Source organism: Lysinibacillus sp. JNUCC-52 (assembly GCF_015999545.1).
Taxonomy (GTDB): domain Bacteria; phylum Bacillota; class Bacilli; order Bacillales_A; family Planococcaceae; genus Lysinibacillus.
In genome coordinates, this window is sequence record NZ_CP065546.1 from 2,209,209 (window position 1) to 2,233,683 (window position 24,475).

Annotated in this window: 19 protein-coding genes and 1 riboswitch; of the genes, 1 reads left to right on the plus strand and 18 read right to left on the minus strand. The window is 39.7% G+C overall.

Annotation, left to right across the window (positions count from 1 at the left end; all coding sequences use genetic code 11):
* Positions 1–112: 112 nt before the first annotated feature.
* Positions 113–472: a response regulator gene (locus JNUCC52_RS11055; RefSeq protein ID WP_173478632.1), complete on the minus strand. Its 360-nt coding sequence runs from the start codon at positions 470–472 to the stop codon at positions 113–115.
* A 154-nt stretch (positions 473–626) separates the two neighbouring features.
* On the opposite strand from JNUCC52_RS11055, the gene JNUCC52_RS11060 reads away from it, so the two are divergent.
* Positions 627–1,157, plus strand: a complete 531-nt coding sequence (locus tag JNUCC52_RS11060) for a DUF2529 family protein (protein ID WP_337982106.1) — start codon at positions 627–629, stop codon at positions 1,155–1,157.
* A gap of 267 nt (positions 1,158–1,424) precedes the next feature.
* On the opposite strand, the gene pyrG is transcribed toward JNUCC52_RS11060, so the two are convergent.
* The 17 genes from pyrG to JNUCC52_RS11145 all read right to left on the minus strand — a co-directional run bounded on the left by pyrG (position 1,425) and on the right by JNUCC52_RS11145 (position 24,404).
* A complete protein-coding gene (pyrG, locus tag JNUCC52_RS11065; protein WP_173478634.1) occupies positions 1,425–3,017 on the minus strand; it encodes a CTP synthase in 1,593 nt (530 codons plus the stop codon).
* Between the two features lie 705 nt (positions 3,018–3,722).
* Complete coding sequence (gene rpoE, locus JNUCC52_RS11070; protein ID WP_173478635.1) at positions 3,723–4,262, minus strand: DNA-directed RNA polymerase subunit delta; 540 nt, start codon at positions 4,260–4,262, stop codon at positions 3,723–3,725.
* Between the two features lie 463 nt (positions 4,263–4,725).
* On the minus strand, positions 4,726–7,974 hold the full coding sequence (gene icmF / locus JNUCC52_RS11075; RefSeq protein WP_173478636.1) for a fused isobutyryl-CoA mutase/GTPase IcmF: 3,249 nt from the start codon (positions 7,972–7,974) through the stop codon (positions 4,726–4,728).
* Positions 7,975–7,996: 22 nt separating this feature from the next.
* Complete coding sequence (locus JNUCC52_RS11080) at positions 7,997–8,170, minus strand: hypothetical protein (protein ID WP_337982107.1); 174 nt, start codon at positions 8,168–8,170, stop codon at positions 7,997–7,999.
* 26 nt (positions 8,171–8,196) lie between these two features.
* Positions 8,197–8,829 (minus strand): TetR/AcrR family transcriptional regulator, encoded by a 633-nt coding sequence (locus JNUCC52_RS11085; protein ID WP_173478637.1) that lies wholly within the window; start codon positions 8,827–8,829, stop codon positions 8,197–8,199.
* 3 nt (positions 8,830–8,832) lie between these two features.
* Positions 8,833–9,969 carry an acyl-CoA dehydrogenase gene (locus JNUCC52_RS11090; RefSeq protein ID WP_173478638.1) on the minus strand — a complete coding sequence of 379 codons (1,137 nt, stop codon included), beginning with the start codon at positions 9,967–9,969 and terminating at the stop codon, positions 8,833–8,835.
* A gap of 104 nt (positions 9,970–10,073) precedes the next feature.
* Entirely contained in the window at positions 10,074–11,207 is a 1,134-nt protein-coding gene (locus JNUCC52_RS11095) for an acyl-CoA dehydrogenase (RefSeq protein WP_173478639.1), read from the minus strand.
* Between the two features lie 134 nt (positions 11,208–11,341).
* Entirely contained in the window at positions 11,342–12,193 is an 852-nt protein-coding gene (locus JNUCC52_RS11100; RefSeq protein ID WP_173478640.1) for a 3-hydroxybutyryl-CoA dehydrogenase, read from the minus strand.
* Positions 12,193–13,398 carry an acetyl-CoA C-acetyltransferase gene (locus tag JNUCC52_RS11105; RefSeq protein ID WP_337982108.1) on the minus strand — a complete coding sequence of 402 codons (1,206 nt, stop codon included), beginning with the start codon at positions 13,396–13,398 and terminating at the stop codon, positions 12,193–12,195. The genes JNUCC52_RS11100 and JNUCC52_RS11105 overlap by 1 nt, the downstream gene beginning before the upstream one ends.
* A gap of 200 nt (positions 13,399–13,598) precedes the next feature.
* Entirely contained in the window at positions 13,599–15,833 is a 2,235-nt protein-coding gene (locus JNUCC52_RS11110) for a (Fe-S)-binding protein (RefSeq protein ID WP_173478642.1), read from the minus strand.
* Between the two features lie 356 nt (positions 15,834–16,189).
* Positions 16,190–16,753, minus strand: coding sequence for a cob(I)yrinic acid a,c-diamide adenosyltransferase (locus JNUCC52_RS11115; protein WP_139860146.1), 564 nt, complete (start codon positions 16,751–16,753; stop codon positions 16,190–16,192).
* Positions 16,754–16,765: 12 nt separating this feature from the next.
* Positions 16,766–18,226 (minus strand): adenosylcobinamide amidohydrolase, encoded by a 1,461-nt coding sequence (locus JNUCC52_RS11120; protein WP_337982109.1) that lies wholly within the window; start codon positions 18,224–18,226, stop codon positions 16,766–16,768.
* Positions 18,223–19,224, minus strand: a complete 1,002-nt coding sequence (locus JNUCC52_RS11125; protein WP_337982110.1) for a FecCD family ABC transporter permease — start codon at positions 19,222–19,224, stop codon at positions 18,223–18,225. The genes JNUCC52_RS11120 and JNUCC52_RS11125 overlap by 4 nt, the downstream gene beginning before the upstream one ends.
* Entirely contained in the window at positions 19,221–20,189 is a 969-nt protein-coding gene (locus tag JNUCC52_RS11130) for an ABC transporter substrate-binding protein (protein ID WP_337982111.1), read from the minus strand. The genes JNUCC52_RS11125 and JNUCC52_RS11130 overlap by 4 nt, the downstream gene beginning before the upstream one ends.
* A 207-nt stretch (positions 20,190–20,396) precedes the next feature.
* Positions 20,397–20,581, minus strand: a riboswitch (cobalamin riboswitch).
* A 268-nt stretch (positions 20,582–20,849) separates the two neighbouring features.
* Positions 20,850–22,517 carry an acyl-CoA dehydrogenase family protein gene (locus tag JNUCC52_RS11135; protein ID WP_337982112.1) on the minus strand — a complete coding sequence of 556 codons (1,668 nt, stop codon included), beginning with the start codon at positions 22,515–22,517 and terminating at the stop codon, positions 20,850–20,852.
* A 2-nt stretch (positions 22,518–22,519) separates the two neighbouring features.
* Positions 22,520–24,022, minus strand: a complete 1,503-nt coding sequence (locus JNUCC52_RS11140; protein ID WP_337982113.1) for a class I adenylate-forming enzyme family protein — start codon at positions 24,020–24,022, stop codon at positions 22,520–22,522.
* On the minus strand, positions 24,015–24,404 hold the full coding sequence (locus JNUCC52_RS11145; protein ID WP_173478648.1) for a MerR family transcriptional regulator: 390 nt from the start codon (positions 24,402–24,404) through the stop codon (positions 24,015–24,017). Before JNUCC52_RS11145 ends, JNUCC52_RS11140 begins: the two co-directional genes overlap by 8 nt.
* Positions 24,405–24,475 lie beyond the last annotated feature (71 nt).

A 24,475-nucleotide genomic window follows, 5' to 3' on the forward strand; every position in this document is an offset into this window, starting at 1 on the left:
GCTTATATTTTTGCACCAAAAGCGAAGGCAACGTAGCGACAGGTGCCACTTCAAATAAAAAAAGAAATAGGGCATATGTAAAAAACAGGCGGTGCTTGCCACTGCCTGTTTCTTATGTGTTCAATGTTTTATTTACTGCATCACGTACTTCAAAAATATCAAATGGCTTAGTAAAGTAACGAATTGCCCCTAAATCCAATGCTTCCTGTACTACATCTAGTTCACCGTAAGCAGTCATCATAAAGACAGGTAGCTGAGGCCATTTCTCTTTTAAACATTTTAAAATCTCTATGCCATCCATGCCAGGAATCTTCATGTCTAGCAATACACAATCCATGGATTCTTCCTCTGCGTAACGTAGTGCTTCAGCGCCATTAGCTGCTAAATATGTAACATAACCTTCTTTTTTCAAAACTTCATTTAATAGCAAACGAATTCCCTGCTGATCATCAACAATTAGTAATCGTTTCACATTGCATTCCGCCCTTTTTGAATTATTATTTTGCACAAAGAAATCTATATTATGTATTATTCTCCTTTTACAGCTTAATACCTTCTAGTATTATAAATTATCTACTTTTGCTTTATGCTTCACACATACATATAATATTGATTGAGGTGGAATCATGTCAAAAATACTAACAACACAGCTGAGCGGATTATTACAAAGAATAACACAAAGTGAAGAGGAATCTATTGAGGAAACTGCACGTTTACTTGCACAGGCGGCAATAGGAGAAGGAAATGTCTATTTTGCTTGTTTTGAAGAAATGCAAGTTGTCGAGTTAAATGCACTTCAAGGTGTTGAGCGTTTTGCAAAGCTACTCCCGTGGACAGCGCACACAGAAGTTAGTGAAGCTGATCGTATTTGTATCTTTACCCGTAGCGCACATGATCAGCAAGCATTAGCATTAGCCAAAAAATTGAACGAACAATTTATTCCATTTGCAGCAGTAGCTAGTGAAGTAGCAAATGCAGAAAATCCATTAGCCGATTTAGCGTATACATATATTTCTACTCGTATGCGCGGAGGCTTGTTACCTAATGATTTAGGAGAGCGTATTGTTGTACCGCATGCAATAGCTGCCCTATTCATTTATGAAGCCGTGAAAATTGCTTATGATGAAATGCTTGGACTCGATGATGAGGAGCTATAAAAACTCCCAAAAAATTAAGGCTAGAAACAAAAGGATGTCTCGAAAATTTTCGAGGCATCCTTTTTAGCAACTTCGTGGAATTCCACTCTTCTCCCGCGGAATTACGGCTCGCTTTCGCGGGATTTCACCCTCCTTCCGCGGAATAAAGACTTACTTTCGCGGAATTCCACTCTCCTTCTGCAGAATAAAGGCTTACTCCCGTGGAATTAGGATTTTTTACTATATTAAAAGGATGCCTCGTTTAAACGAGACATCCTTTTTATCATTTTATTTAAATGTTGCGCCGATGAAATCACGGAATAATGGTTGTGGACGGTTTGGACGTGACACTAATTCTGGGTGGAATTGACAAGCTACGAAGAAGTTGTTTTCTGGTAGCTCAATAATTTCCACTAATTTTCCGTCTGGGCTTGTACCTGAGAATACAAGACCTGCCGCTTCCATTGCCTCACGGTATTCGTTATTAAATTCATAACGATGACGGTGACGTTCGTACACAAGCTCTTGACCATAAGCAGCTTTTGCTTTTGAGCCATCTTTTAACTTACATGGGTATAAACCTAAACGTAATGTACCACCAATGTCTACATTATCATTTTGATCTGGAAGGAAATCAATAATAGGATATTGTGTTTCCGAATCAAGCTCTGTGGAATGCGCTCCATTTAAGCCAAGTACGTTACGAGCAAATTCTACTGTTGCTAGTTGCATACCTAAACAAATACCTAAAAACGGCACATTATTTTCACGAGCATACTGAGTTGCTAAAATTTTACCTTCAACGCCACGATCACCGAAGCCGCCTGGTACTAAAATGGCATCAGCATCTTTTAGTAATGATACAACATTGTCTGCATCTACATGCTCTGCGTTAATCCAATCAATTTCGATATCAGAGTTAAACGCATAACCTGCATGTTTTAACGCCTCTACAACTGAAATGTACGCATCTTGTAATTCAACATACTTACCTACTAATGCCACTCTTCGTTTATTTGGTAGGCTCTTCACTTTTGCAACAAGCTCGCGCCATTCTTCCATATCTGCCTCTGGTGCTTCAATGCCGAAATGATCAAGTACGATATCATCGAAATCTTGAGCATGTAGATTTAATGGTACTTCATATAAATGCTCTGCATCACGAGATTCGATAATTTCATGAGGTTGAACGTCACAGAATAATGCTAGTTTTTCTTTCATCTCTTGTGGTACTTCTTGTTCTGTACGCACGACAATAATATTTGGTTGAATCCCTAAAGATCGTAATTCTTTAACAGAATGTTGTGTTGGTTTTGTTTTTAACTCACCAGCAGCTTTAATGTAAGGAATTAACGTACAGTGAACATACATTACATTGTTATGGCCTAAATTTGTTTTCATTTGACGAATTGCTTCTAGGAATGGTAGTGATTCAATATCACCTACAGTTCCTCCAACCTCTGTAATAACAACATCTGCATTCGTTTCACGTCCTGCACGTTGGATACGTTCTTTAATTTCATTAGTAATGTGAGGAATTACTTGAACTGTTCCGCCGTTGTAATCACCACGACGTTCTTTTTGTAAAACAGATTGATATACGCGACCAGATGTTACAGTTGAATGTTTGCCTAGGTTAATGTCGATGAAGCGCTCATAGTGACCTAAGTCTAAGTCAGCCTCAGCACCATCATCAGTAACAAATACCTCACCGTGTTGGTACGGACTCATTGTACCTGGGTCAATATTGATATATGGGTCAAATTTTTGAATCGTTACTTCTAACCCACGGTTTTTTAATAAACGTCCTAGAGATGCTGCTACAATCCCTTTTCCAAGTGATGACACAACCCCACCTGTTACAAAAATATACTTTGTCATGAAAAATTCCTCCTTATGTTGTACTGGATCTTGTTAGTAAAAAAAGGATATTGTGTCCTTCCATTCTGTCATATCGCTTACTGATTTACCTATTTGCAGGAAGGAAACGTAAACCTATAACACGAATAGTTGGACATGAATAAGAAACATAATGCTTTCCTATCCCTAAAATAAGAAAAGCCGAGAATGCCTACATTTAGAATGTAGTCGATTCGAAGCTGTAATCGTTTCTATATCTTTTTTACTTTTCTAAATTGTTCTTTGTAGTAAAACTTTCATAGCTAGCATGGCAGTAAGCAATCTAATTATGTTCTCCATGAGAAGCTTTACCATATAACTCAGTCACCGATTAATATACATAATGATTAGTTTACCACTTTCGTATTCAAATCATTATTTATTAGCATGGGAGAGCTTGACTGATGATTCATTACATCTCGGCGTAATTACTTCCGAATTTTATTCGAGCCTGGTCGAAAAGCCCCTTTTTAATTCTTAAATATTCGCCTTGACCTTTAACTTGATTCAGCAAGTTAAAAACAAAAAAAACGCCCCTCCTGCATAGGTTTGCAGGGGGAGCGTATTATATACACGGTCTTTCTCCTTTTTTTAAGGAGCCCAAGTAAAAGATTAAACGGAACCGTGTAAGAAGTCAAGAATTTTTAATACAAGTACTGAAGTAAGAAAATTCAAAGCGTAATCGTATTACACTTCTTCCTCTTCTTCTTCATCGAACTCTTCTTCCTCTTCTTCAATGAAATCTTCATCAATTTCATCCTCGATGTCTTCAATATCTTCTTCGTCGTCGAAGTCAATATCTTCTTTTTCTTCATCGATTTCTTCATCTTCTTCAACAAACTCTTCATAATCTTCGTCGAAGTCAATGTCATCTTCTTCTAAATCTTCTTCTAATTCATCGTCTTCATCAAGTGTAGCTTTAGATTTTTTCTTGTGCGTTTTCACTGATGGAGCTGTTTCTTCTTCGATTTGTTCTACTTTGAACCATTCGCGTAAGCCCCAACCAGTTTCTTGATTAAATAAGAAACGTCCATCAACATTCATATCAGTGTAGAATTGTAGTAGGCGTGATTTAATATCTTCATCACTATAACCAACAAGCTCTTTAATAATTGTAAGCAGGTCATTAAATGACACTGAAGCACGTTTTTCAGTTAAAATTGCATAAGCTAAGTTAATTAACGATTCTTCCGCTAATTGTTCCTTTGTCATTTCACGAAAATTCAATTCGTGCACTTCCTTCCTCTCATCACAATGGACGTTTTAAAATTATATAGTGCTTTATTTTCGGAGCGCAGCTAAAAAAGACCGCACAAAAGTAACTTTCCATACCATAAGCATAATACCCATTATATACAATGTTTTAGTCTCTTTGCTAGCTTCAATTACTGTTTTTTATATTACACATTTTTTTTATCCCTAGAAAAAATAAATAAATCGATAATAACAATAAAGGAATAGCGCCAATTTGCTTATTATACAGGAAAATTACTCCCAATACTAAAGCTAAAACAATAATGTAGTGAATTATTGATTTCATCCTCTACTGCGCCCCCTCTTTTTTACATTTCTATTATAGCGAAAATGAAAAGAAGTGCCTAATCGTATGACTAGACACTTTTAAATACAGCAGCATGTCGGATTTACTAGCATTTACATTCCACAAATTAGCAAATTAGCACCGATTGTTTTACATGTTGCGACGGAACTGCCCACCAACTTCATATAAAGCCTTTGTTATTTGTCCTAAACTCGCTACTTTAACAGTTTCCATTAGTTCTTCGAAAATATTCCCATTGTTTACAGCTACCTCTTGTAGGCGAGCAATAGCTGCTTCTGTTCGTCCTTCATGTTGTTGCCAGAACGATTGTAAATTACGAATTTGCGTTTCTTTTTCTTCTGAAGATGCACGTGCAATTTCCATGTTATCGATTGCATCATCTGTAGGCGGATTCGGATTTAAGTACGTATTTACACCGATGATTGGTAATTCTCCCGAATGCTTTAACATTTCATAATGCATCGATTCTTCTTGAATTTTCCCACGTTGATATTGTGTTTCCATCGCGCCTAGCACGCCACCGCGATCATTAATACGATCAAACTCTTCAAGCACAGCTTCCTCTACTAAATCTGTTAATTCTTCAACGATAAATGCCCCTTGTAATGGGTTTTCATTTTTCGCTAAACCATGCTCTTTTGTAATAATCATTTGAATTGCCATAGCTCGACGTACAGATTCCTCTGTAGGCGTAGTAATTGCTTCATCATATGCATTTGTATGCAATGAATTACAGTTATCCTGCAATGCCATAAGTGCCTGTAATGTTGTGCGAATATCATTAAAGTCAATTTCTTGTGCATGCAAGCTACGACCAGATGTTTGAATATGATATTTTAGCTTTTGTGCACGTTCATTTGCACCGTATTTATTGCGCATGACAACTGCCCAAATACGTCGGGCCACACGACCTATTACTGTATATTCAGGATCTAATCCGTTGGAGAAGAAGAATGATAGATTTGGTGCGAAATCATCTATATTCATACCACGACTTAAATAGTATTCAACATACGTAAAGCCATTTGCGAGTGTAAACGCTAGCTGGGAAATTGGATTAGCTCCAGCTTCCGCAATATGATAGCCCGAAATGGAAACAGAATAGTAGTTACGCACTTTTTTGTCGATAAAATACTGCTGAATATCGCCCATCATTCTGAGAGCAAATTCCGTAGAGAAAATACATGTATTTTGCCCTTGATCTTCTTTTAAAATATCTGCCTGCACCGTACCACGTACAACTTGTAATGTTTTCGCGCGCGTCTCTGTAAATTCTTCGACTGTCAAAGGCCTACCAAGCTCCGCTTCACGCAACTTTACTTGCTGATCGATCGCTGTGTTCATAAACATCGCTAAAATTATTGGCGCAGGTCCATTAATGGTCATAGATACAGAAGTAGAAGGAGCACAAAGATCAAAACCAGCATAGAGCTTCTTCATATCTTCAAGTGTACAAATCGAAACACCTGATTCTCCAACTTTCCCATAAATATCTGGACGGTAATCAGGGTCCTCACCGTACAACGTAACCGAGTCAAATGCAGTTGATAAACGCTTAGCATCATCGTCTTTCGATAAATAATGGAAACGTTTATTTGTTCTTTCTGGTGTACCCTCGCCAGCAAATTGTCGCTTCGGATCTTCACCTTCACGTTTAAACTGGAACACGCCTGCAGTATACGGGAATTCACCTGGTACATTTTCACGATACACCCAGCGTAAAATTTCTCCATAATCAACAAACTTCGGTAGGACTACTTTCGGTATTTTTGTCCCTGAAAGACTCGTTGTTTTTAAAATTGTACGAATTTCCTTATCGCGCACCTTCGTTACAAATTCATCACCAGCATACGCTTCTTTTAAGGCTTGCCAATTATCTAAAATACGCTTAGACTCCGCTGTTAATTCATCACGGACACCATTCGCTAAAGATGTAAGCGATGCGACAAGTGCATCATCTGGTGCCTTTTCTTTCACTGCTGCGATTGCACCCTCTAGTTGGAATAGACGACGGGCAAAGGAAACTTGTTGTTCTGTTTTTTTATGATAGCCACGCACTGTATCTGTTATTTCACGTAAATAGTAACGGCGATCATTCGGAATAATAACATCCTGTTTTTGCGTTTTAGCAAATTGCTCATAGCCTGTTTCCCAATTGCTACCTGTTTTTTGGTTAATAATATGAACTAATGCAGCAAATAAAGCATTCGTTCCTTTATCATTAAATTGACTAGCTATCGTCCCGTAAACAGGCATTTTATCAATTGGTTCATCCCAAAGCTCGCGTGAACGTTGGTATTGCTTTTGCACCTGACGTAGCGCATCTTCTGAGCCCTTTCGTTCGAACTTATTAATGGCAATAACATCTGCAAAATCAATCATATCGATTTTCTCAAGCTGTGTCGGTGCACCAAATTCACTTGTCATAACATACATGGACAAGTCTGTGAAATTTGTAATTTCTGCATCCCCTTGACCAATTCCGCTTGTTTCTACGATGATTAAATCATAACCAGCTACGCGCACGACATCTAACACATCACCAATAGAAGCGGAGAGCTCTGTACGAGAACCACGCGTCGCCAAACTTCGCATATAAACTCGGTTGTTGAAAATGGCATTCATTCGAATACGATCTCCTAGTAATGCTCCACCTGTTTTTTGCTTTGTTGGATCGACCGATAAAATTGCTACACGTTTTTCTGGGAATTCTTTTAAGAAACGACGAATAAGCTCGTCTGTTAAAGAAGATTTACCAGCGCCTCCTGTCCCTGTAATACCTAAAATTGGTGTACCTTTTGAACGTTTGCGTGCTTCCTCTAACATTTTTTTCGTATCTTCATCATCATTCGATTCAGCTGCAGTTATTAAGTTCGCCAATAATTCTGGTGTCTCTGTCGTTAAAGCATTCAACTTTTCTAGATAGTCACCTGTTGCAGTTGGGAAATCAGTGCCTTTAATTTGCTCATTAATCATGCCTTGCAGCCCTAAAACACGGCCATCTTCAGGCGAGAAAATGCCCGCAATGCCATAAGCATGTAATTCCTTAATTTCACGTGGCAAAATAACACCACCACCACCGCCGTATATTTTAATATGCGGTGCCCCTTTTTCGCGCAATAAATCAAACATATATTTAAAGTATTCCATATGGCCACCTTGATAAGAAGATAACGCAATACCTTGAGCGTCTTCTTGAATCGCAGCATTAACGACTTCTTCTACAGAGCGATTATGGCCTAGATGGATAACTTCCACACCACTTGATTGTAAAATACGTCGCATAATATTGACCGAAGCATCATGTCCATCAAAAAGACTAGATGCTGTTACAAAACGTACGTGATTTTTTGGACGATACACTTCTACCTTTGTCATATGAAACCCCCACTTTCTCCCCTTAGTAAATCTTTTCATTGATGTTTGAAGCTAATTCGCTTGATACGAACATTTTCCGCAGGCAAGCAACGAGCTGCTTCCGCTTCACTTGTGTTCGTAATTTTTCAGCTATTATGAGCTCTCTGCCATACAAAATCATGAAAAAAATCGGTAATTGCAATGTCGCATTATGCAATTACCGACGAACCCCTTTGGAACTTATTAAAACCCCTTAATGCCTGAAATGAACAATGTTGTTTGCATTTCGATATACTCGTCGAGTGAATGTTGACGATGCAGCGCCCATTTACGGAACGCCCAGCTTTGTCCTTGAACAACTAAATTATTTGCTGCCAAATGAATTTGCTTATCAGTCATCGTTAGTTCTCCTGACTGCACACAGCGTTGCAACAGCCTCTCAAAAGTGGCAACCATCTCAAACTCTTTACCGAAAACATAGCGCTGTGCTTCTTTGGACAATGATTTCGTTTCTTGATACATAATTGTTAATTCATCGACCATGCTATCAATTTGTAAGAAATACTCACGAATCATTTCTTTTAACTCTTCTATCGTACCTGCTTTTATTTCATAGCTTGATAGTCGCTCCATCGCATGGTGGTAGATGCTATCACAAACAAGGTATAGTACATCTTCCTTCGTACGAATATATTCATATAATGTACCAATACTAAAACCTGCTGCTTTTGCAATCTCTCTTGTTGTCGCTCGATGAAAGCCTTTTTCTTTAAATAGCTTAATAGCACCTTGAATCATTTGTTCTCGGCGGATGGCAATGAGATTTTCGTCTTTCACGGTTGACTGGACTTGGGGCCTTTTGTTTTTTTCTGTCATAAATTATTTCGTCAACATACGTGAGATAACAAGACGTTGAATCTCTTGTGTACCTTCGTAAATTTGTGTAATTTTTGCATCACGCATATAACGTTCTACTGGATAATCTTTCGTATAACCATAACCACCAAAGACTTGAACCGCCTCCGTTGTGACGCTCATTGCTGTATCACCAGCCATTAACTTAGCCATTGCCGATGCTTTACCATATGGAAGACCATTCGTCTCTAACCAAGCAGCTTGGTATGTAAGAAGACGAGATGCTTCAATTTGTGTTGCCATATCAGCTAATTTAAAGGAAACACCTTGGTTTGCTGTAATTGGCTTACCGAATTGTACACGCTCTTTTGCATAGTCAACCGCAGCATCTAATGCACCTTGTGCAATTCCCACCGCTTGTGCCGCAATACCGTTACGTCCACCATCAAGTGTTGTCATTGCAATTTTAAAACCTTCTCCTTCAGCCCCAAGTAGGTTTTCTTTTGGTACACGGCAATTATCGAAAATAATTTCTGTCGTTGGTGATGAACGAATTCCTAGTTTTTTCTCCTTCTTCCCAACAGAGAAGCCTTCAAAGCCCGCTTCCACGATAAAAGCAGAAGTACCGTTTTTCGCTTCTGGATCCGTTACGGCAAATACGATATATGTATCTGCTACTCCACCATTTGTAATAAAAATCTTTGAGCCATTTATAATATAATCATCGCCATCACGTTTTGCATAAGTTTTCATACCGCCTGCATCCGATCCAGATCCTGGCTCTGTTAAGCCATAAGCACCGATATGCTTGCCCTCTGCCATTGGTCGAAGATATTTTTGTTTTTGTTCTTCATTACCAAATTTAAATAGTGGCCAACCAGCAAGAGATGTATGCGCAGATAATGTTACGCCTGTAGAAGCACACACACGCGATAATTCTTCAACAGCTATCACATAGGCAAGATAGTCAAAACCTGCACCACCGTATTCTTCAGGCCATGGAATCCCTGTTAAGCCTAACTCAGCCATTTTGTCGAAAATCGCACGATCAAATTCCTCATTTTCATCGCGTTCCGCTGCTGTTGGTGCTACCTCATTTAAAGCAAAGTCGCGAATCATTTCACGTAATTGTTCATGTTCTTCTGTTAATTGAAAGTTCATTGTCCATTTCCCCTTTAATTTTAATGAATTTCATCTAAGACATCATTGGATTCCTTGCGGATGTGTGAGCATTTAACATACTCTTTACAATGGTGCTAAATCTATTAAATTAAATGTTTACTAATAACGAGTTTTTGTATTTCACTTGTACCTTCATAAATTTCCGTTACTTTGGCATCACGGAAATAACGTTCTACTGGATAATCCTCGGTATAACCGTAGCCTCCAAAAATTTGTACAGCTTCAATCGCTGTTTGTACGGCTGTGCGTGAAGCGAAGAGCTTAGCCATCGACGCTTCTGCTCCACAAGGTAAACCTTTCGCACGTAAATCAGCTGCTCGATACACAAGCAGTTTTGCCGCTTCAACAGCAGTCGCCATATCGGCAAGCTTAAAGCCAACTCCTTGTTGTGCTGAAATCGGTTTACCAAATTGCACACGCTCTTTGGCATAGTTGGTTGCCGCTTCAAGCGCCGCTTCCGCAATACCTAAAGCTTGTGCCGCGATTCCTATCCGTCCAACATCCAAATTAGCCATTGCTATTTTGAAGCCTTCCCCTTCCTCCCCAAGAAGGTTTCCAGCTGGTATTCGACAGTTATCAAATGTTAATTGGACTGTACGTGAACCATGTAGGCCCATTTTATGTTCATCCTTACCAATAATTAAGCCTGGCGTACCTTTTTCAACAATGAATGCTGAGATACCACGTGTTTTTTCAGCTTGATTGGTTGAGGCAAAAACGATATAAACATCCGCTTCGCCTCCATTGGTAATAAATACTTTTGAGCCGTTAATAACATAATCATCACCATCACGCACTGCTTTAGATTGAAGTGAGCCTGCATCGGAACCCGCGCCTGGCTCCGTTAAACAAAATGCGCCTAAATATTCACCAGCTGCTAACTTCGGAACATAGCGCTTTTTCTGCTCATCATTACCAAAATAAATAATAGGATTCGTCCCTACTGAAGTATGTACGGATAATATAACACCCATTACCGCACTCACTTTCGATAATTCATTGATAGCGATGATGTATGATGTAAAATCCATTGCAGAGCCACCATGTTCTTCTGGTGTTGTAATCCCCATTAAACCTAGCTCACCCATCTGTTGCAGGAGTTCTCGCGGAAACTCTCCTGCCTCCATACGCTCTACCCACGGTGCAATCTTCTCTTGTGAGAAACTTCGCACCATATCACGCATCATTAACTGCTCATCTGTAAATTGTAAATGCATCTATAATGTCACCCCTCTATGCTGTCACGTAGCATTACATTTTAATTTGCTTTAGCATTCATCGCTGAATCAAGCTATAGTCCTCAGCATGACGCCGAGGTGTAATTTATCCGAATCTTCCCATCCCCATAGGATTATTCGTAAACGTAAAAGCCTCTTCCTGATTTTTTACCAAGCCAGCCTGCTGCTACATATTTCCTTAATAAAGGGCAAGGTCTATACTTACTATCGCCTAAGCCTTCATGTAAAATTTCCATAATTGATAAACATGTATCTAAACCGATAAAGTCTGCTAATGTTAAAGGTCCCATCGGATGATTCATGCCTAGTTTCATCACATCATCGATGGCTTCTTTCGTTGCAACCCCTTCATACAATGCATAGATTGCTTCATTGATCATTGGCAGTAAAATACGGTTTGCAATAAAGCCTGGGAAGTCATTTACTTCCACTGGTGTTTTCGCCAGCTGCACAGTCATTGCTTCGACAGCTTTGTACACTTCGTCAGCGGTAGCTAAACCTCTAATAATTTCGACAAGTTTCATAACAGGCACTGGGTTCATAAAGTGCATGCCAATTACTTGCTCTGGTCTGTTAGTAACCGCTGCAATTTCTGTAATTGGCAGTGATGATGTATTTGTCGCAAGAATGGCATGTGCAGGTGCAATTGCATCTAATTGCTTGAAAATAGATTGCTTTACTTCCATATTTTCCACTGCTGCCTCGATAATCATATCTACATCACTAGCATCCTTTAAATCTAGTGACATCTTGATACGGCCTAAAATCGCTGTTTTTTCATCTTCTGTTTTACGGCCTTTTTCGACATCACGCGTTAAGTTTTTTGTAATAACGCCTAAACCACGCTCAAAGAACGGTTGTTTAATATCATTCAATAACACATCAAAGCCTGCCTGTGCACAAACTTGTGCAATCCCTGAGCCCATTTGCCCAGCACCAATCACCATTACCTTCTGGATTCCCATCATTCATGTCCCCTTTGTTTTGGTACTTCAATCATGATTGCATCGCCTTGCCCTCCACCAGAGCAGATTGCCGCAACACCGATTCCCCCACCACGACGCTTTAGCTCATGTGCTAGTGTTAATATAATGCGTGCACCAGAAGCCCCTATAGGATGGCCAAGTGCTACAGCACCACCATTAACATTCACTTTTTCTGCATCTAGGTCGGCAAGCTGTTTGCTAATAAGAGCCACTGCTGCAAATGCTTCATTGATTTCAATGACATCTATGTCAGCTAATGTTTTCCCCGTCTTTTTTAGCAGGCTATTCATAACGAGACCTGGTGTTTGTGGGAAATTTTCTGGCTCAATTGAAATTTCCGCATGCCCAATAATTACGGCAAGTGGTTCCCTACCTTCACGCATTGCACGTTCTTCACTCATTACAACAAGTGCACATGCCCCATCATTGACGCCAGGAGCATTACCAGCTGTAATTGAACCATCCTTTTCAAAAGCTGGTTTAAGCTTAGCAAGTACTTCCTGTGTAGTTCCTGGTCTTGGTGCTTCATCAGTATCTACTACAAGTGGCTCACCTTTACGTTGTGCGATTTGCACAGGCACAATTTCCTCAGCAAAATAGCCTTGGTCGATTGCCGCAAGGGCGCGTTCATGACTGCGAACAGCCCAAGCGTCCTGTTCTTGACGACTTAGCGAAAATTCAATTGCAGCTTTATTGCCATAGCTTCCCATTGGTGGTCTTGCCTCATTGAAGGCACAAGTTAACCCGTCATAAAGCATTCCATCGACCATTGTTGAATCGCCCATACGGAGACCCGTTCGACCATTAAGAAGATAGTAAGGTGCGTTTGACATAGACTCCATACCGCCAGCGACAATCACTTCCTCGTCCCCTAAACGAATTAGCTGATCGGCTAACGTTACAGCGCGCATCCCCGACGCACAAACTTTATTAATCGTCTCTGTTTTGACCGCTACAGGCAAATCTGCTTTTAGAGCAGCCTGTCTTGACGGTATTTGTCCTTGCCCACCTTGTAAAACAGTACCTAAAATCACTTCATCCACTGCATCTGGTGCTATATTTGCTTTTTCAAGTGCACCTTTAATGGCGATGGCACCTAAATCACTTGCGTTAAGTGCGGACAGTGATCCAGCAAATTTACCAAATGCAGTTCTTGCTCCTGCTAAAATTACAGCTCTATTCAAGTAAAACACCCCTTTTGTTTTACGTTTCTCGATGAAGCATCAAAGCAATCTCCATTGACTGAACGCTCGCTCGACTCTTCCCGATAAAAAAATGGGAGTTATTAAGCAACTCCCATTTCTAATTAATCTTATTCTACAAAACAATTAATTATTGTGCAATTTATATTTTTCAGATAAAGAAAATATTTCTACAATAATTATTATTTCTCTGCGTTTAACTCCTCATTCTTGTTTGGTTCCTGAGTTTCCACTGAAGCTACTACTTCTTCTAGCACCTCTGCTGTTACTTCTTCGTCACTCTCTGTAACAGCTTTTACTTTTTCACCAAACACAGAGCGCTCTAATAATTCCGCAACGTCGAACGTACTAATTGTATCTTCAACCTCTTTCGCTTTCGTGCCATCTTCTAACATCGTTAAGCAGTACGGACATCCTGAAGATATTACAGAAGCGTTCGTTGCTAAAGCTTGCTCTGTTCGTGCAACGTTAATGCGATTGCCGACATGCTCTTCCATCCACATTAAGCCACCGCCTGCGCCACAGCACATTGCCGTTTCACGATTACGTTCCATTTCTACAAGTTTGACGCCTGGAATGCCTCGTAAAATTTCACGTGGTGCATCATACACATCATTATAACGACCTAAATAACAAGAATCGTGGAATACAATTGTTTCATCCACTTCATGATTTAGTACTAAACGATTTTCCTCTATCAATTCATTCAGTAATTCAGTATGATGATAAACCTCGCCTTTCCAACCAAAATCTTGATATTCATTTTTAAAGATATTGTATGCATGTGGATCAATCGTTACAATTTTCTTCACATCATTTTTCTCAAATTCATCGATATTTGCTGTCGCTAGTTCTTGGAATAAAAACTCATTTCCTAAACGACGTGGTGTATCTCCAGAGTTTTTCTCTTTATTTCCTAAAATAGCAAATTTCACGCCCGCTTCGTTTAATAGACGACAGAACGCTAGGGCAATTTTTTGTGAACGATTATCAAATGCACCCATAGAGCCTACCCAGAATAGGTACTCCATTTCTTCGCCCGATTTTTTCAATTCTTTCACAGTTGGAATATTAATAGTTGGGTCTAGGTCGCGCCAGTTTTCTTTTTCTTTTCGGTTTAGACCCCAAGGATTCCCTTGACGTTCTATGTTTGTCATTGCACGTTGGGCATCAGAATTTACTTTCCCTTCCGTCATTGTTAAGTAACGACGTAGGTCAATGATTTTATCGACATGCTCATTCATAACTGGACATTGGTCCTCACAGTTACGGCAAGTTGTACATGCCCAAATCTCTTCCTCTGTAATAACGTCACCGATTAAAGAAGGACTATAAATATCCTCAATTACTGCCCCTTCAGCACCTGCTGCCATTGCAAGCTGATTGCCTTTTGTATTCGCAAAAAATTGATATGGCACCCACGGTTTTTGCTTTGTTACCACCGCACCTGTGAACGTTAAATGATCACGAAGCTTAACGATTAAATCCATTGGTGATAGCATTTTCCCTGTTCCTGTTGCAGGACACATATTTGTACAACGCCCACATTCTACACAAGAATATAAATCAAGCATTTGCTTTTGTGTAAAATCTTGAATACGTCCTACACCAATAGATGGGATATCTTCTTCATTTTCAGCATTTTCACCCGCTTCTTCAAGCGCCTCGAAGTCTATTGGTGTCAATGTACCTGTGCGATCTAAACGATTCATGTACACATTAAGTGGGCTGACAATCAAGTGGAAATGCTTTGATTGAGGTACATAAATTAAAAATGTAAGTAAAATTAATAAATGGGCCCACCAAGAAATATAGAAAATCGTCGCTGCTGCCGTTGCTGGTAAAAAGCCAAAAATTGCTGCAATGCTAGAAGCAATGGGCTCAGTATAAGTTAAACCTTCATCATGCCAAATAAGGCCCATACCGTTTGCAAGTAATGTTGAAAGCATTAAGCCTCCAATAAAAATTAAGACAAGACCATTTTTCCAGCCTCGTTTTAAACGTACTAGTTTTTCTACATAGCGGCGATAAAACGCCCATACTACCGCAACTAATATCATTAATACTACTAGCTCTTGGAAGAAAGTGAATACGCTATAGAACATGCCAAGTGGTAAATGCGACCCTGGAGCTAACCCCTTCCAAATTAAATCGATAGCTCCTAACTGAACCATCAAGAAGCCGTAAAAGAACATAACGTGAATTAAACCACTTTTAGGATCCTTTAATAGCTTATTTTGACCAAACACATTCACCATTAAATAACGAATACGTTCTTGGACACTTTCATCAAACTCAACCTTTTTCCCCAGTTGTACGAATTTATAGCGTGTTTTTAACAGATAGATAAATAACCCTACTGCATAAAGCACAACCACGATTGTTAGAACAATGTTTGCAATAACTAATGGACTCATGGTTGGTCCCCCCTTTTAGTTTGTCGTAAATTTTCTCTCTTTGTGTTAAATTTTCTAGCTCATACGTAAATGTATGACATTCCACCACTATATTCACATTCTAATAAATGAGTGAGCATTCAGTCAACATAAAACAAAAATATTTCTGATAATTTTATATTCTTACATTTTATAAGAGAAAAAGCTACCCTGAATTTTCCTTCAAAGTAGCTTTCTTGTATTTTATTTTATCGTAACTACCTTTTTTTCGTACAATTACTAACGTTCTCTGTAAAAAGGTCATTTTAAAATATTTTTTAAAAAGTAAGATTATTCTAGCTCTTTAGCTCTAGACACGTATTACCGCTGTTCTTGCCTTATTTTTTAAACACTTTCCCACTACGAATATATTCAATATCAGGTAAATTTAAACGAGCATTCACAACACGTGCAGCAGCAAATAAATAATCTGACAAACGGTTTAAATATTTTTGCACAATAGTCGGTACATCTTGCACTTCTTTCATAAGCGTTACCATTTGACGCTCTGCTCGGCGGGCAACAGTTCGCGCAATGTGTAATGTTGCAGCCGCAGGAGCTCCTCCTGGTAATATGAATCGCTCTAATGGTGGCGCTTCATCAGATAATGCATCAATACGTGCCTCCAATACTTCAATCGGCGCTTCAGCAAGCTTATAATGACGCTCCTTCATAACATTGGCCAAGTCACCACCTGCATCAAAAAGCTCATGTTGAATTGTTTCTAAATCAACTAAAATGTCTTTAAATAATTCGCGATCTAATTCGCTCACTGCCTTGCCGATAAAAGAATTTAATTCATCAATTGCCCCGTATGTTTCAACACGTAAACTATCCTTGTCTACACGCCCTCCAATTAAGCTTGTTTTCCCCGTATCGCCTGTTTTCGTGTAAAGTTTCATCCCTCTTCACTCCTATGCTTTATTTTTATAATTTTGTATTGCTTGAATCGTCGTCTCATAAACACCTTTACCAATGATTTTACCGACATCTGTAATCGGCCCACCATAGCGCATTTCCTCACCCTTTTGCGTTGCCGCAATAAGTAAACTATCTGTCGCAGTACCTGTTGCAATTGTATCGCTACGGTGATCGCGAATGTTTTCCATTTGCAATGCCTTTGTTTTTGCTTCATTTGCAGTCATCAGTGCTTGGAAAAACGCCTCTTCTGATAAACAACCATTGATGATGACCCACGTATTAATAGTACCAATATATGGCGCATCCTGTCTTTCGTGTGTGCGAGAGACATCAACAGCATTTCCAACACCCGCCGTGACAACGACAAACACACTACCGAAAGAAGTGCTATATTCATTAAGTGCATAGAGTTGTGTAGGAACAGCAGTTAGCATTACTACTGTGCTAGTTGCCGAAAAGTGTTCTCTTTGTAAAAAATCTGTGACCTCTTGTTTCACATCACTCACGACATAATCTCCTGGTACAGAGCGATTTAATAAGCAGTCATACCACCCTATTCCAGGATTATGAACAGCTGAAGAAACTGTTTTTAACGGAACATTTGATTTTAGCTGGATATAATTGGTTGTTACTTTAAAATCATCTTTCACAATGACTGCTCGTTGCTGATATTCACTTGATGATGGCATGATGGTAATTTGCGGTTTAGGTATTTCTGGATGGGCATATGTTGTCACTCTTGCCTTGTAGACGTCCTCAATTTGAGAGGCTATTAATACTTTATGTGGTTCACCTAAAGCATGTACACAGCCACTTTCCATTAATAATAATTCATCGCAATAGAGGGAGGCTAAGTTCATATCATGCAACACCATAATTACGGTTAAACCACATTCAATGGCTTCCTTGCGCACCATATCTAAAATTTGGCGTTGATGAGCAATGTCTAAATGATTTGTCGGCTCATCTAACAATAATACTTCCGCTGTCTGTGCTAAAGCTTGAGCTACAAAAACTCGTTGTTGCTCACCGCCTGATAGAAACTCCATTGATGTATGTTCGTAACGTGTGACGCCCGTTTGCTCCATGGCATATTGAACCGCTTGCTCATCTCTTTCTGACCACTGAGAAAAAAATCCAGTTTGATGTGGGTAACGACCAAGTGATACTGCCTCACGCACTGTATTGGAAAATGCATTGGCATGTAATTGTGGGAGGACAGCCATCTTTTTTGCCAGCGCGCGCGGACTGTACGTTTTAATATTTTTACCGTCCAATGAAACCGTTCCTGCTGTCGCTGGTAATATGCCACTAATTACTTTCAATAATGTTGATTTCCCACTACCATTCGGTCCTAATATACCAAGGACTTTCCCCTTTTCTACCGTAAAACTTACATCCTTGACGATTGGGATGTCCTCATAGCCACCTGATAGATGTTCAACGATAATCATACACGTACCCCCTTGCTTCTACGCTGCTTATAAAAAATATAAGAAAAGACAGGTGCACCAATAAATGCAGTAATAACACCTATCGGTAGCTCACGTGGAATAATGATTGTACGCGCCACTAAATCGCAAATGATAAGTAATGTTGCACCATTTAAAAACGATAGCGGCAGTAAATGACGGTGATCTGAACCCCAAATCATGCGGGTCATATGCGGCACAACTAAACCGACAAAACCAATTGTTCCAGAAACAGCAACTGCCGCCCCAGTAAGCATTGAGCCTCCTACTAAAATTAAATATTTGCTACGCTTTACATTGACCCCTAAATGCTTCGCTCGTTCCTCTCCGTAAAGCAAAACATTTAACTCACGTCTTTGCGTCCACAAAATAACAGAGCCAATGACAACAAATGGGGTAATCATTTGTACATATGGCCATCCACGCATTGACACCGAGCCGAGTAACCAACCTATCACTTGGCGGAGCTCTTCACCTGATAACGCTATCATTAATGAAATAAGCGAGCCTAAAAACGAACTAAATATAACTCCCGTTAAAATTAGTGTCTCCATTTTTAGAGAACGGTCTACTATTCTGGCAAAGCTCATCACAGCTACCATCGTAAGGATTGCCCCGATCATACTGAGCGTTGGCAATACATACAAACCGACGACGGGTAGAGAGATGCCAAAAAACAATGTCATAACAGCGCCAACTGAAGCACCTGAAGATACCCCAAGCGTATATGGGTCTGCTAACGGATTTTTTAACAATCCTTGAAAGGCGGCTCCTGCAATTGCCAATGATGCTCCTACAAGGCCTGCAAGTAATACTCGTGGCAAACGGATTTTCCATAAAATATTGGCAGCAGTTTCATCTGCCGCTTTATTCCAAAGTACTTCTAATGGAATATGAACCGAGCCTATTGATACGCCACACCAGATGCTAACGATAAGTAACGTAATGGCTGTTACATAGGCAAAAGCTGTTTTTCTCACTCGAAAGCCTCAGGATAGATGGCTTTCGCTAACTCTTCAAGCCCATCTGCTAAACGTGGGCCTTGACGACTTGTTATATTTTCATCTACTTGTACAATCGCTTTATTTTTTACAGCTGTAATTGTATCAAAGCCTGCACGTTGTGGAATTTTCGTTAAAATATCGGGCACATAATTATAAGTGACCACGATAACATCTGGATTTTTTGTAATGATTTGTTCCGCATCAATTTTGAACCAGCCATCCGTATCAGCTGCAATATTTTCAGCATGAATCATTTCTAGCATCTCCTGCATAAACGTATCCTTGCCAGGTGTATAAATTTCTGGTTCATCTGACGTTTCTACAAAGACTTTCTTTGGTTGTACATCCTGCAATTTTGCTTCTATTTCCTCAACCTTCACTTTCATATTGGCAATAATTTTTTCTGCCTCTGGTAGCTTACCAGTGGCGCGACCTAATTGCTCAATCGTCGTATATGTCTCATTAAAATCACGAGCGTTTGTTACAACAAATACTTTTACACCCGCTGCTTCCAGCTGATCCTTAGCTCCACCTAAAGAAGCTATACCTGATTCATGCGCAAAAACGATATCTGGCTTTAAAGCTATAATTTGTTCAATATTAAATTCCATACTGCCGACCTTTTCCTTGTCAGCTACCTCTGGTGGATAATCATCATAATCATTTACGCCAACGATTTTATCGTTTAAGCCAAGTCCAAATAAAATTTCTGTGTTACTTGGAATAAGCGAAATGATTCGCTCAGGCGGTGCCTCCAGTACAATTTCTTTGCCAGTAGCATCTGTCATTGTTAGCGGGAATGTTGCTTCCTCAAGCTGATTTGTTCCTTGCTGCTCCTGTTGCTCTGACGCAGTACTGTCGTCTTTCGGTTCTTGTCCACAAGCAACTAAAATGCCCATTGCTAAAAATGCGGATAAACCTAACTTCCAATATTTTTTCATTGTGAAACCTCCTTAGATTGTATGTGCATGTTTCAGCTCTGTTCAGTTGCATGATCGATATTATGTAGGTATTTCATTATTCGAACTCTCACCTTTATTTTCAATTATTATCGTCATTAGCTTTCTAAAACATAAAAAATCCCCTCGTCATCATAACGAGAGGCGGTGCTTGCACAAAAAACCACCATCCTATCCTCGTAGGCTGCAATGTATCGTTCTATAAAGGCAGGTCTCCTGGCTCGTGCTTCAAATGCTTTTTCATGCCTTCCCAAAAAAATTTCAGTGGCATTGATAGAAAAAACTCACACTTACAGTGGCGGGACCGCATCGGAATTACACCGATTTCCCTTTTCACTTTACTTTAGTAAAGAACCTTTATAATATTCAGTTGATTTTATTATACATGAAAATCGAAATAGATAACGATAAAAAAAGAGACCTTAAGTTAGCGTCTCTTTTTTATAATTATTGATTTCCAATGCATGCATGTGCTTTCCGCTTCAAACAATTCCTTTAATTGTTTGCGTGCCTGGCACACCGTAATCTGGATTGCCTGCGTCTTATACTGTGTGCGTTCCCACAGAAGTCTACGTGAATCTTTCTTTGTTCAGCAATTAGAATATTCAGAATTGTTTATGCGCCTGACACACGAACTATTCTCTACACAATATCCGCAAAATATTGAACAGTTTTCATTGGTGCACCGATCTGGCGCAATGCCCATGTATCTTCTAAATAAATATCAGCTAGCTTTTCATACTTGCCGCCAAACTTTGCTGCCCATTCGACTGCCACTACACTTTCGTATAGATGTGCCATTTTTTGGGCTACTCCCTTTGCCTCGTAGGTTTTCGTAGCTTCATCCAACGCGCCAAAAGTTTGCAATGTTGTTTCGATTTTCTTCAGTTGTTCCCTTACGATTTGTACCAATGAACAATTTGTTAACTTCGTCAAGCGCTCCTGCATCACACGAACAAATAATTCGTGGGCCTGAAATTTATCTACTAAGCGAATAAGCTCTAGCGCTAAAATGTTAGCAGTCCCTTCCCACACCGTAAGTACTTGAGCATCTCTAAGTAAACGTGGCGTTACAAAATCCTCGATATAGCCGTTTCCTCCATGCAATTCAATTGCTTCGCTTGCGTAATGCACCGCCTGTTCAGCTGTTTCCTTTTTCATGATGGCGATATTCAAACGATTAAGCATGATGTCCTGCTCACTGCCCTGTCCACTCGTTACCTTGTCATACAACTGAATAAGATCAAAAACAGTAGCCACTTCTACATGGAGCTTGGCCGCATATTTCCCTATTGTATCTTGAATCATTGGAAATTGAATTAAAGGCTGCCCGAACGCATTTCGATTTGATACATAATGCTTCGCCTCTAAATAACCTCGACGCATAATGCCAATAGAAGCTACAGCGTTACAAATTCTAGATAAGTTAAGTGCCTCTAACATATAATAAATTCCTTTATTTTGTTCACCAACGACATACGCTAGTGCACCATCAAATTCCACCTCACCCGATGGCACTGCTCTGACACCAAGCTTATCCTTTAAACGACGAATGCGGAGATGATTAACCGTTCCATCATCTTGACGCCAAGGTACAGCAAATAATGTTAACCCTTTGGAACCTGCTGAAGCTCCCTCGATGCGCGCTAATACCATCGCCACACCACACATCCCTACATTTGATGCAAAGTACTTCTCTCCATACAACCGATAGTGATTACCGTCTTGAACAGCCTCTACAACATTTGCACCGACGTCTGACCCGCCTTGCCGCTCCGTTAAAAATGTTGCTCCCTCATATAGCTCTCGATCTCCTGTTGCACAAACATGTGGTAAAAACCTATTCTTCACCTCATCACTCGCATAATGATCTAGTAAATAGGCGGTTGCCATCGTCAAAGTTACTGGACAATAGAAGCCAGGCTCTGCATGTGACAATAAATAACCTTGCGCAAAGCTGTACACATAATTCCCCTTCTTCCCTAACTGGGGAATTTCCTTGTGCACATAGCCAACAATCCCTGTGTTATATGTCTCTTCAACCGTTTTTTTGTAGCCTTCATTGACCCAAATTTGCGCTATTTCCTCGCCATACGCATTATAACGCTGCAGCCGTGGTTCTCCCTCTCTATCCGTATGCTTCGCTCTTACGTCAATATCATTTGCACAAAGCTCGCCAAAGTCCTCTAACTCCCGTTTAGCATAGTCTAAAAGCTCTTTATCTAGCATCATTTCTAATAGTTTGTGTAATGTCTCATCTTCCGTGAAAAAGTTAGTTGTGCGATTTGCATCTTGCTGTAACACTTTCATCCTTATCTCACCTCTTGTTCCTTCAACGATTGTTTTAATATTTTCCCAGATGCATTTCGTGGTAGCGCTTCCACTCGTTCAAATAATCGTGGAATTTTATATTTTGCTAGATGCTCTTCTAAAAATATTTTAAGTTCGTTTTCATCTATCTCCGCTTTTGTAGCATACACTGCCTTTACGGTTTCCCCCCACTGCGGGTGAGGGACACCGATTACCGCTACCTCAAAAATACCTTCGTAGCTTAAAAGTAAATCCTCGATCTCCTTCGGATAAATATTGACACCGCCCGAAATAATGACATCTTTTTTGCGATCCACAATCCAAACGAAGCCGTTTTCATCTTTACGAGCTAAATCGCCTGTTTTCAGCCATCCATCGATAAACGCTGCCTTTGTTGCTACTTCGTCCCTGTAATAGCCCATCATATTGCCTTCACCGAATAACACAATCTCGCCTACTTCATTCACACCGACATCTTCCCCATTGTCGTTAATAATACGAAGCTCTGTACCAAGTGGTGCACGCTGACCGATGCTTCCCGCTTTCAAATCATGTTCATTTCCAAACATTAAAGACCCACTTGGTCCTGCCTCTGTTAATCCATAAACACATGTCAGATTTTCTGTTTGGAAGGCTTTTTGTATATAGCGAATTTCATTTTGTGATAAAGGTGCACCTCCGTAAACCCACCATTTCATCGAAGATAAATCCGCTGTTTGCAATCTCTTCGTTTCGGCTGTTAATAAATAAGCGACAGGCGCTCCAAAAAAGTGTGTTGTTTTTTCTTGTTCAATCGAATCTAGCAATAAATCTGGTGTGAATGTTGGCGTTAATACAATTGTGGAGCCAACAAGGACGCCTGCCATTAAAAATAAATGTAATGGTGCGGAATGCGTTAACGGCATCATAAGGAGAATGCGACTTGTAGGTTTTACTTCCATTTCTATTGCAATCATTTGGGCTACAGTTAAAATATTTCGATAACTAAAAAGGACACCCTTCGGTTTTCCTGTTGTGCCAGATGTATATAATATTGTGGATGCATCGTCTTCATTTAGCTGACAATCAATTGGTTGTGTACTGGCATGTTGTATTAATGTCTCATATTGAAGCCACCCTGCCTCCACAAGTCCTGTTTTAATTTTTAAAGGCACACTAGGAAGGTGCTCGACGGCAGCAAAAATAGCTTCATGCACTAAAATAGCTTTCGCCTCGGCGTGCTGTGCAACATACTCTACCTCCTGCAATGTAAATTTAGCATTGACAGGAACGACAATTGCACCAATACGTTGAATTGCAAAATAGCTAACGACAAACTCTACAACATTTGGCATAAAAATAATGACTTTATCATCTTGGCGAATGCCCAGGTCTATTAAAGCGTGTCCGAGGCGTGTAGCTTGCTCATCTAAATCACGATAAGTCATTCTTCTTCCATGACAAACAACAGCTTCTTTTTCAGCATACTTTCGGGCATTTCGTGCTAACAAATTTGAACTATTCATCGTGCATCTCTCCCTTTAAAGTTAATAATTTTTCACTAAACATGCCATGTAATTGCAGTAATTCATTTTTCATTTGTGTAAGCTCAGCTATTTTACTATCAATTTCTTGTATTTTTTGGTCGCCATATGCCACAGTACGTTCCAGTTGTTGCATTCCTGAACGATCAAAATCAAAAAGCAATACCATTTCCTTGATTTCTTCTAATGAGAAACCATAACGCTTTCCCCTAAAAATAAGTTTGAGCTTCGCCATTTCTTTTTTTGAGAAGGTCCGTTGATTCGTAGCTGAACGATGAGGACATAGAAGCCCAAGCTCCTCGTAATAGCGAATAGTACGTGTAGACACATTAAATTGCTTTGCTACCTCCTGAATCGTTTTCAAACCAGCTCCTCCTTCACAATTTTCATCAGTATATCATTTACGTTAACGTAAACTTCAACAGAAAAATAGAA

Excerpts from the sequence above, each read along its gene's own strand:
- JNUCC52_RS11060 (WP_337982106.1), top strand. The coding sequence starts at position 627 with ATGTCAAAAATACTAACAACACAGCTGAGCGGATTATTACAAAGAATA.
- pyrG (WP_173478634.1), bottom strand. The coding sequence starts at position 3,017 with ATGACAAAGTATATTTTTGTAACAGGTGGGGTTGTGTCATCACTTGGA.
- icmF (WP_173478636.1), bottom strand. The coding sequence starts at position 7,974 with ATGACAAAGGTAGAAGTGTATCGTCCAAAAAATCACGTACGTTTTGTA.
- JNUCC52_RS11085 (WP_173478637.1), bottom strand. The coding sequence starts at position 8,829 with ATGACAGAAAAAAACAAAAGGCCCCAAGTCCAGTCAACCGTGAAAGAC.
- JNUCC52_RS11090 (WP_173478638.1), bottom strand. The coding sequence starts at position 9,969 with ATGAACTTTCAATTAACAGAAGAACATGAACAATTACGTGAAATGATT.
- JNUCC52_RS11095 (WP_173478639.1), bottom strand. The coding sequence starts at position 11,207 with ATGCATTTACAATTTACAGATGAGCAGTTAATGATGCGTGATATGGTG.
- JNUCC52_RS11100 (WP_173478640.1), bottom strand. The coding sequence starts at position 12,193 with ATGGGAATCCAGAAGGTAATGGTGATTGGTGCTGGGCAAATGGGCTCA.
- JNUCC52_RS11110 (WP_173478642.1), bottom strand. The coding sequence starts at position 15,833 with ATGAGTCCATTAGTTATTGCAAACATTGTTCTAACAATCGTGGTTGTG.
- JNUCC52_RS11115 (WP_139860146.1), bottom strand. The coding sequence starts at position 16,753 with ATGAAACTTTACACGAAAACAGGCGATACGGGGAAAACAAGCTTAATT.
- JNUCC52_RS11120 (WP_337982109.1), bottom strand. The coding sequence starts at position 18,226 with ATGATTATCGTTGAACATCTATCAGGTGGCTATGAGGACATCCCAATC.
- JNUCC52_RS11130 (WP_337982111.1), bottom strand. The coding sequence starts at position 20,189 with ATGAAAAAATATTGGAAGTTAGGTTTATCCGCATTTTTAGCAATGGGC.
- JNUCC52_RS11135 (WP_337982112.1), bottom strand. The coding sequence starts at position 22,517 with ATGAAAGTGTTACAGCAAGATGCAAATCGCACAACTAACTTTTTCACG.
- JNUCC52_RS11140 (WP_337982113.1), bottom strand. The coding sequence starts at position 24,022 with ATGAATAGTTCAAATTTGTTAGCACGAAATGCCCGAAAGTATGCTGAA.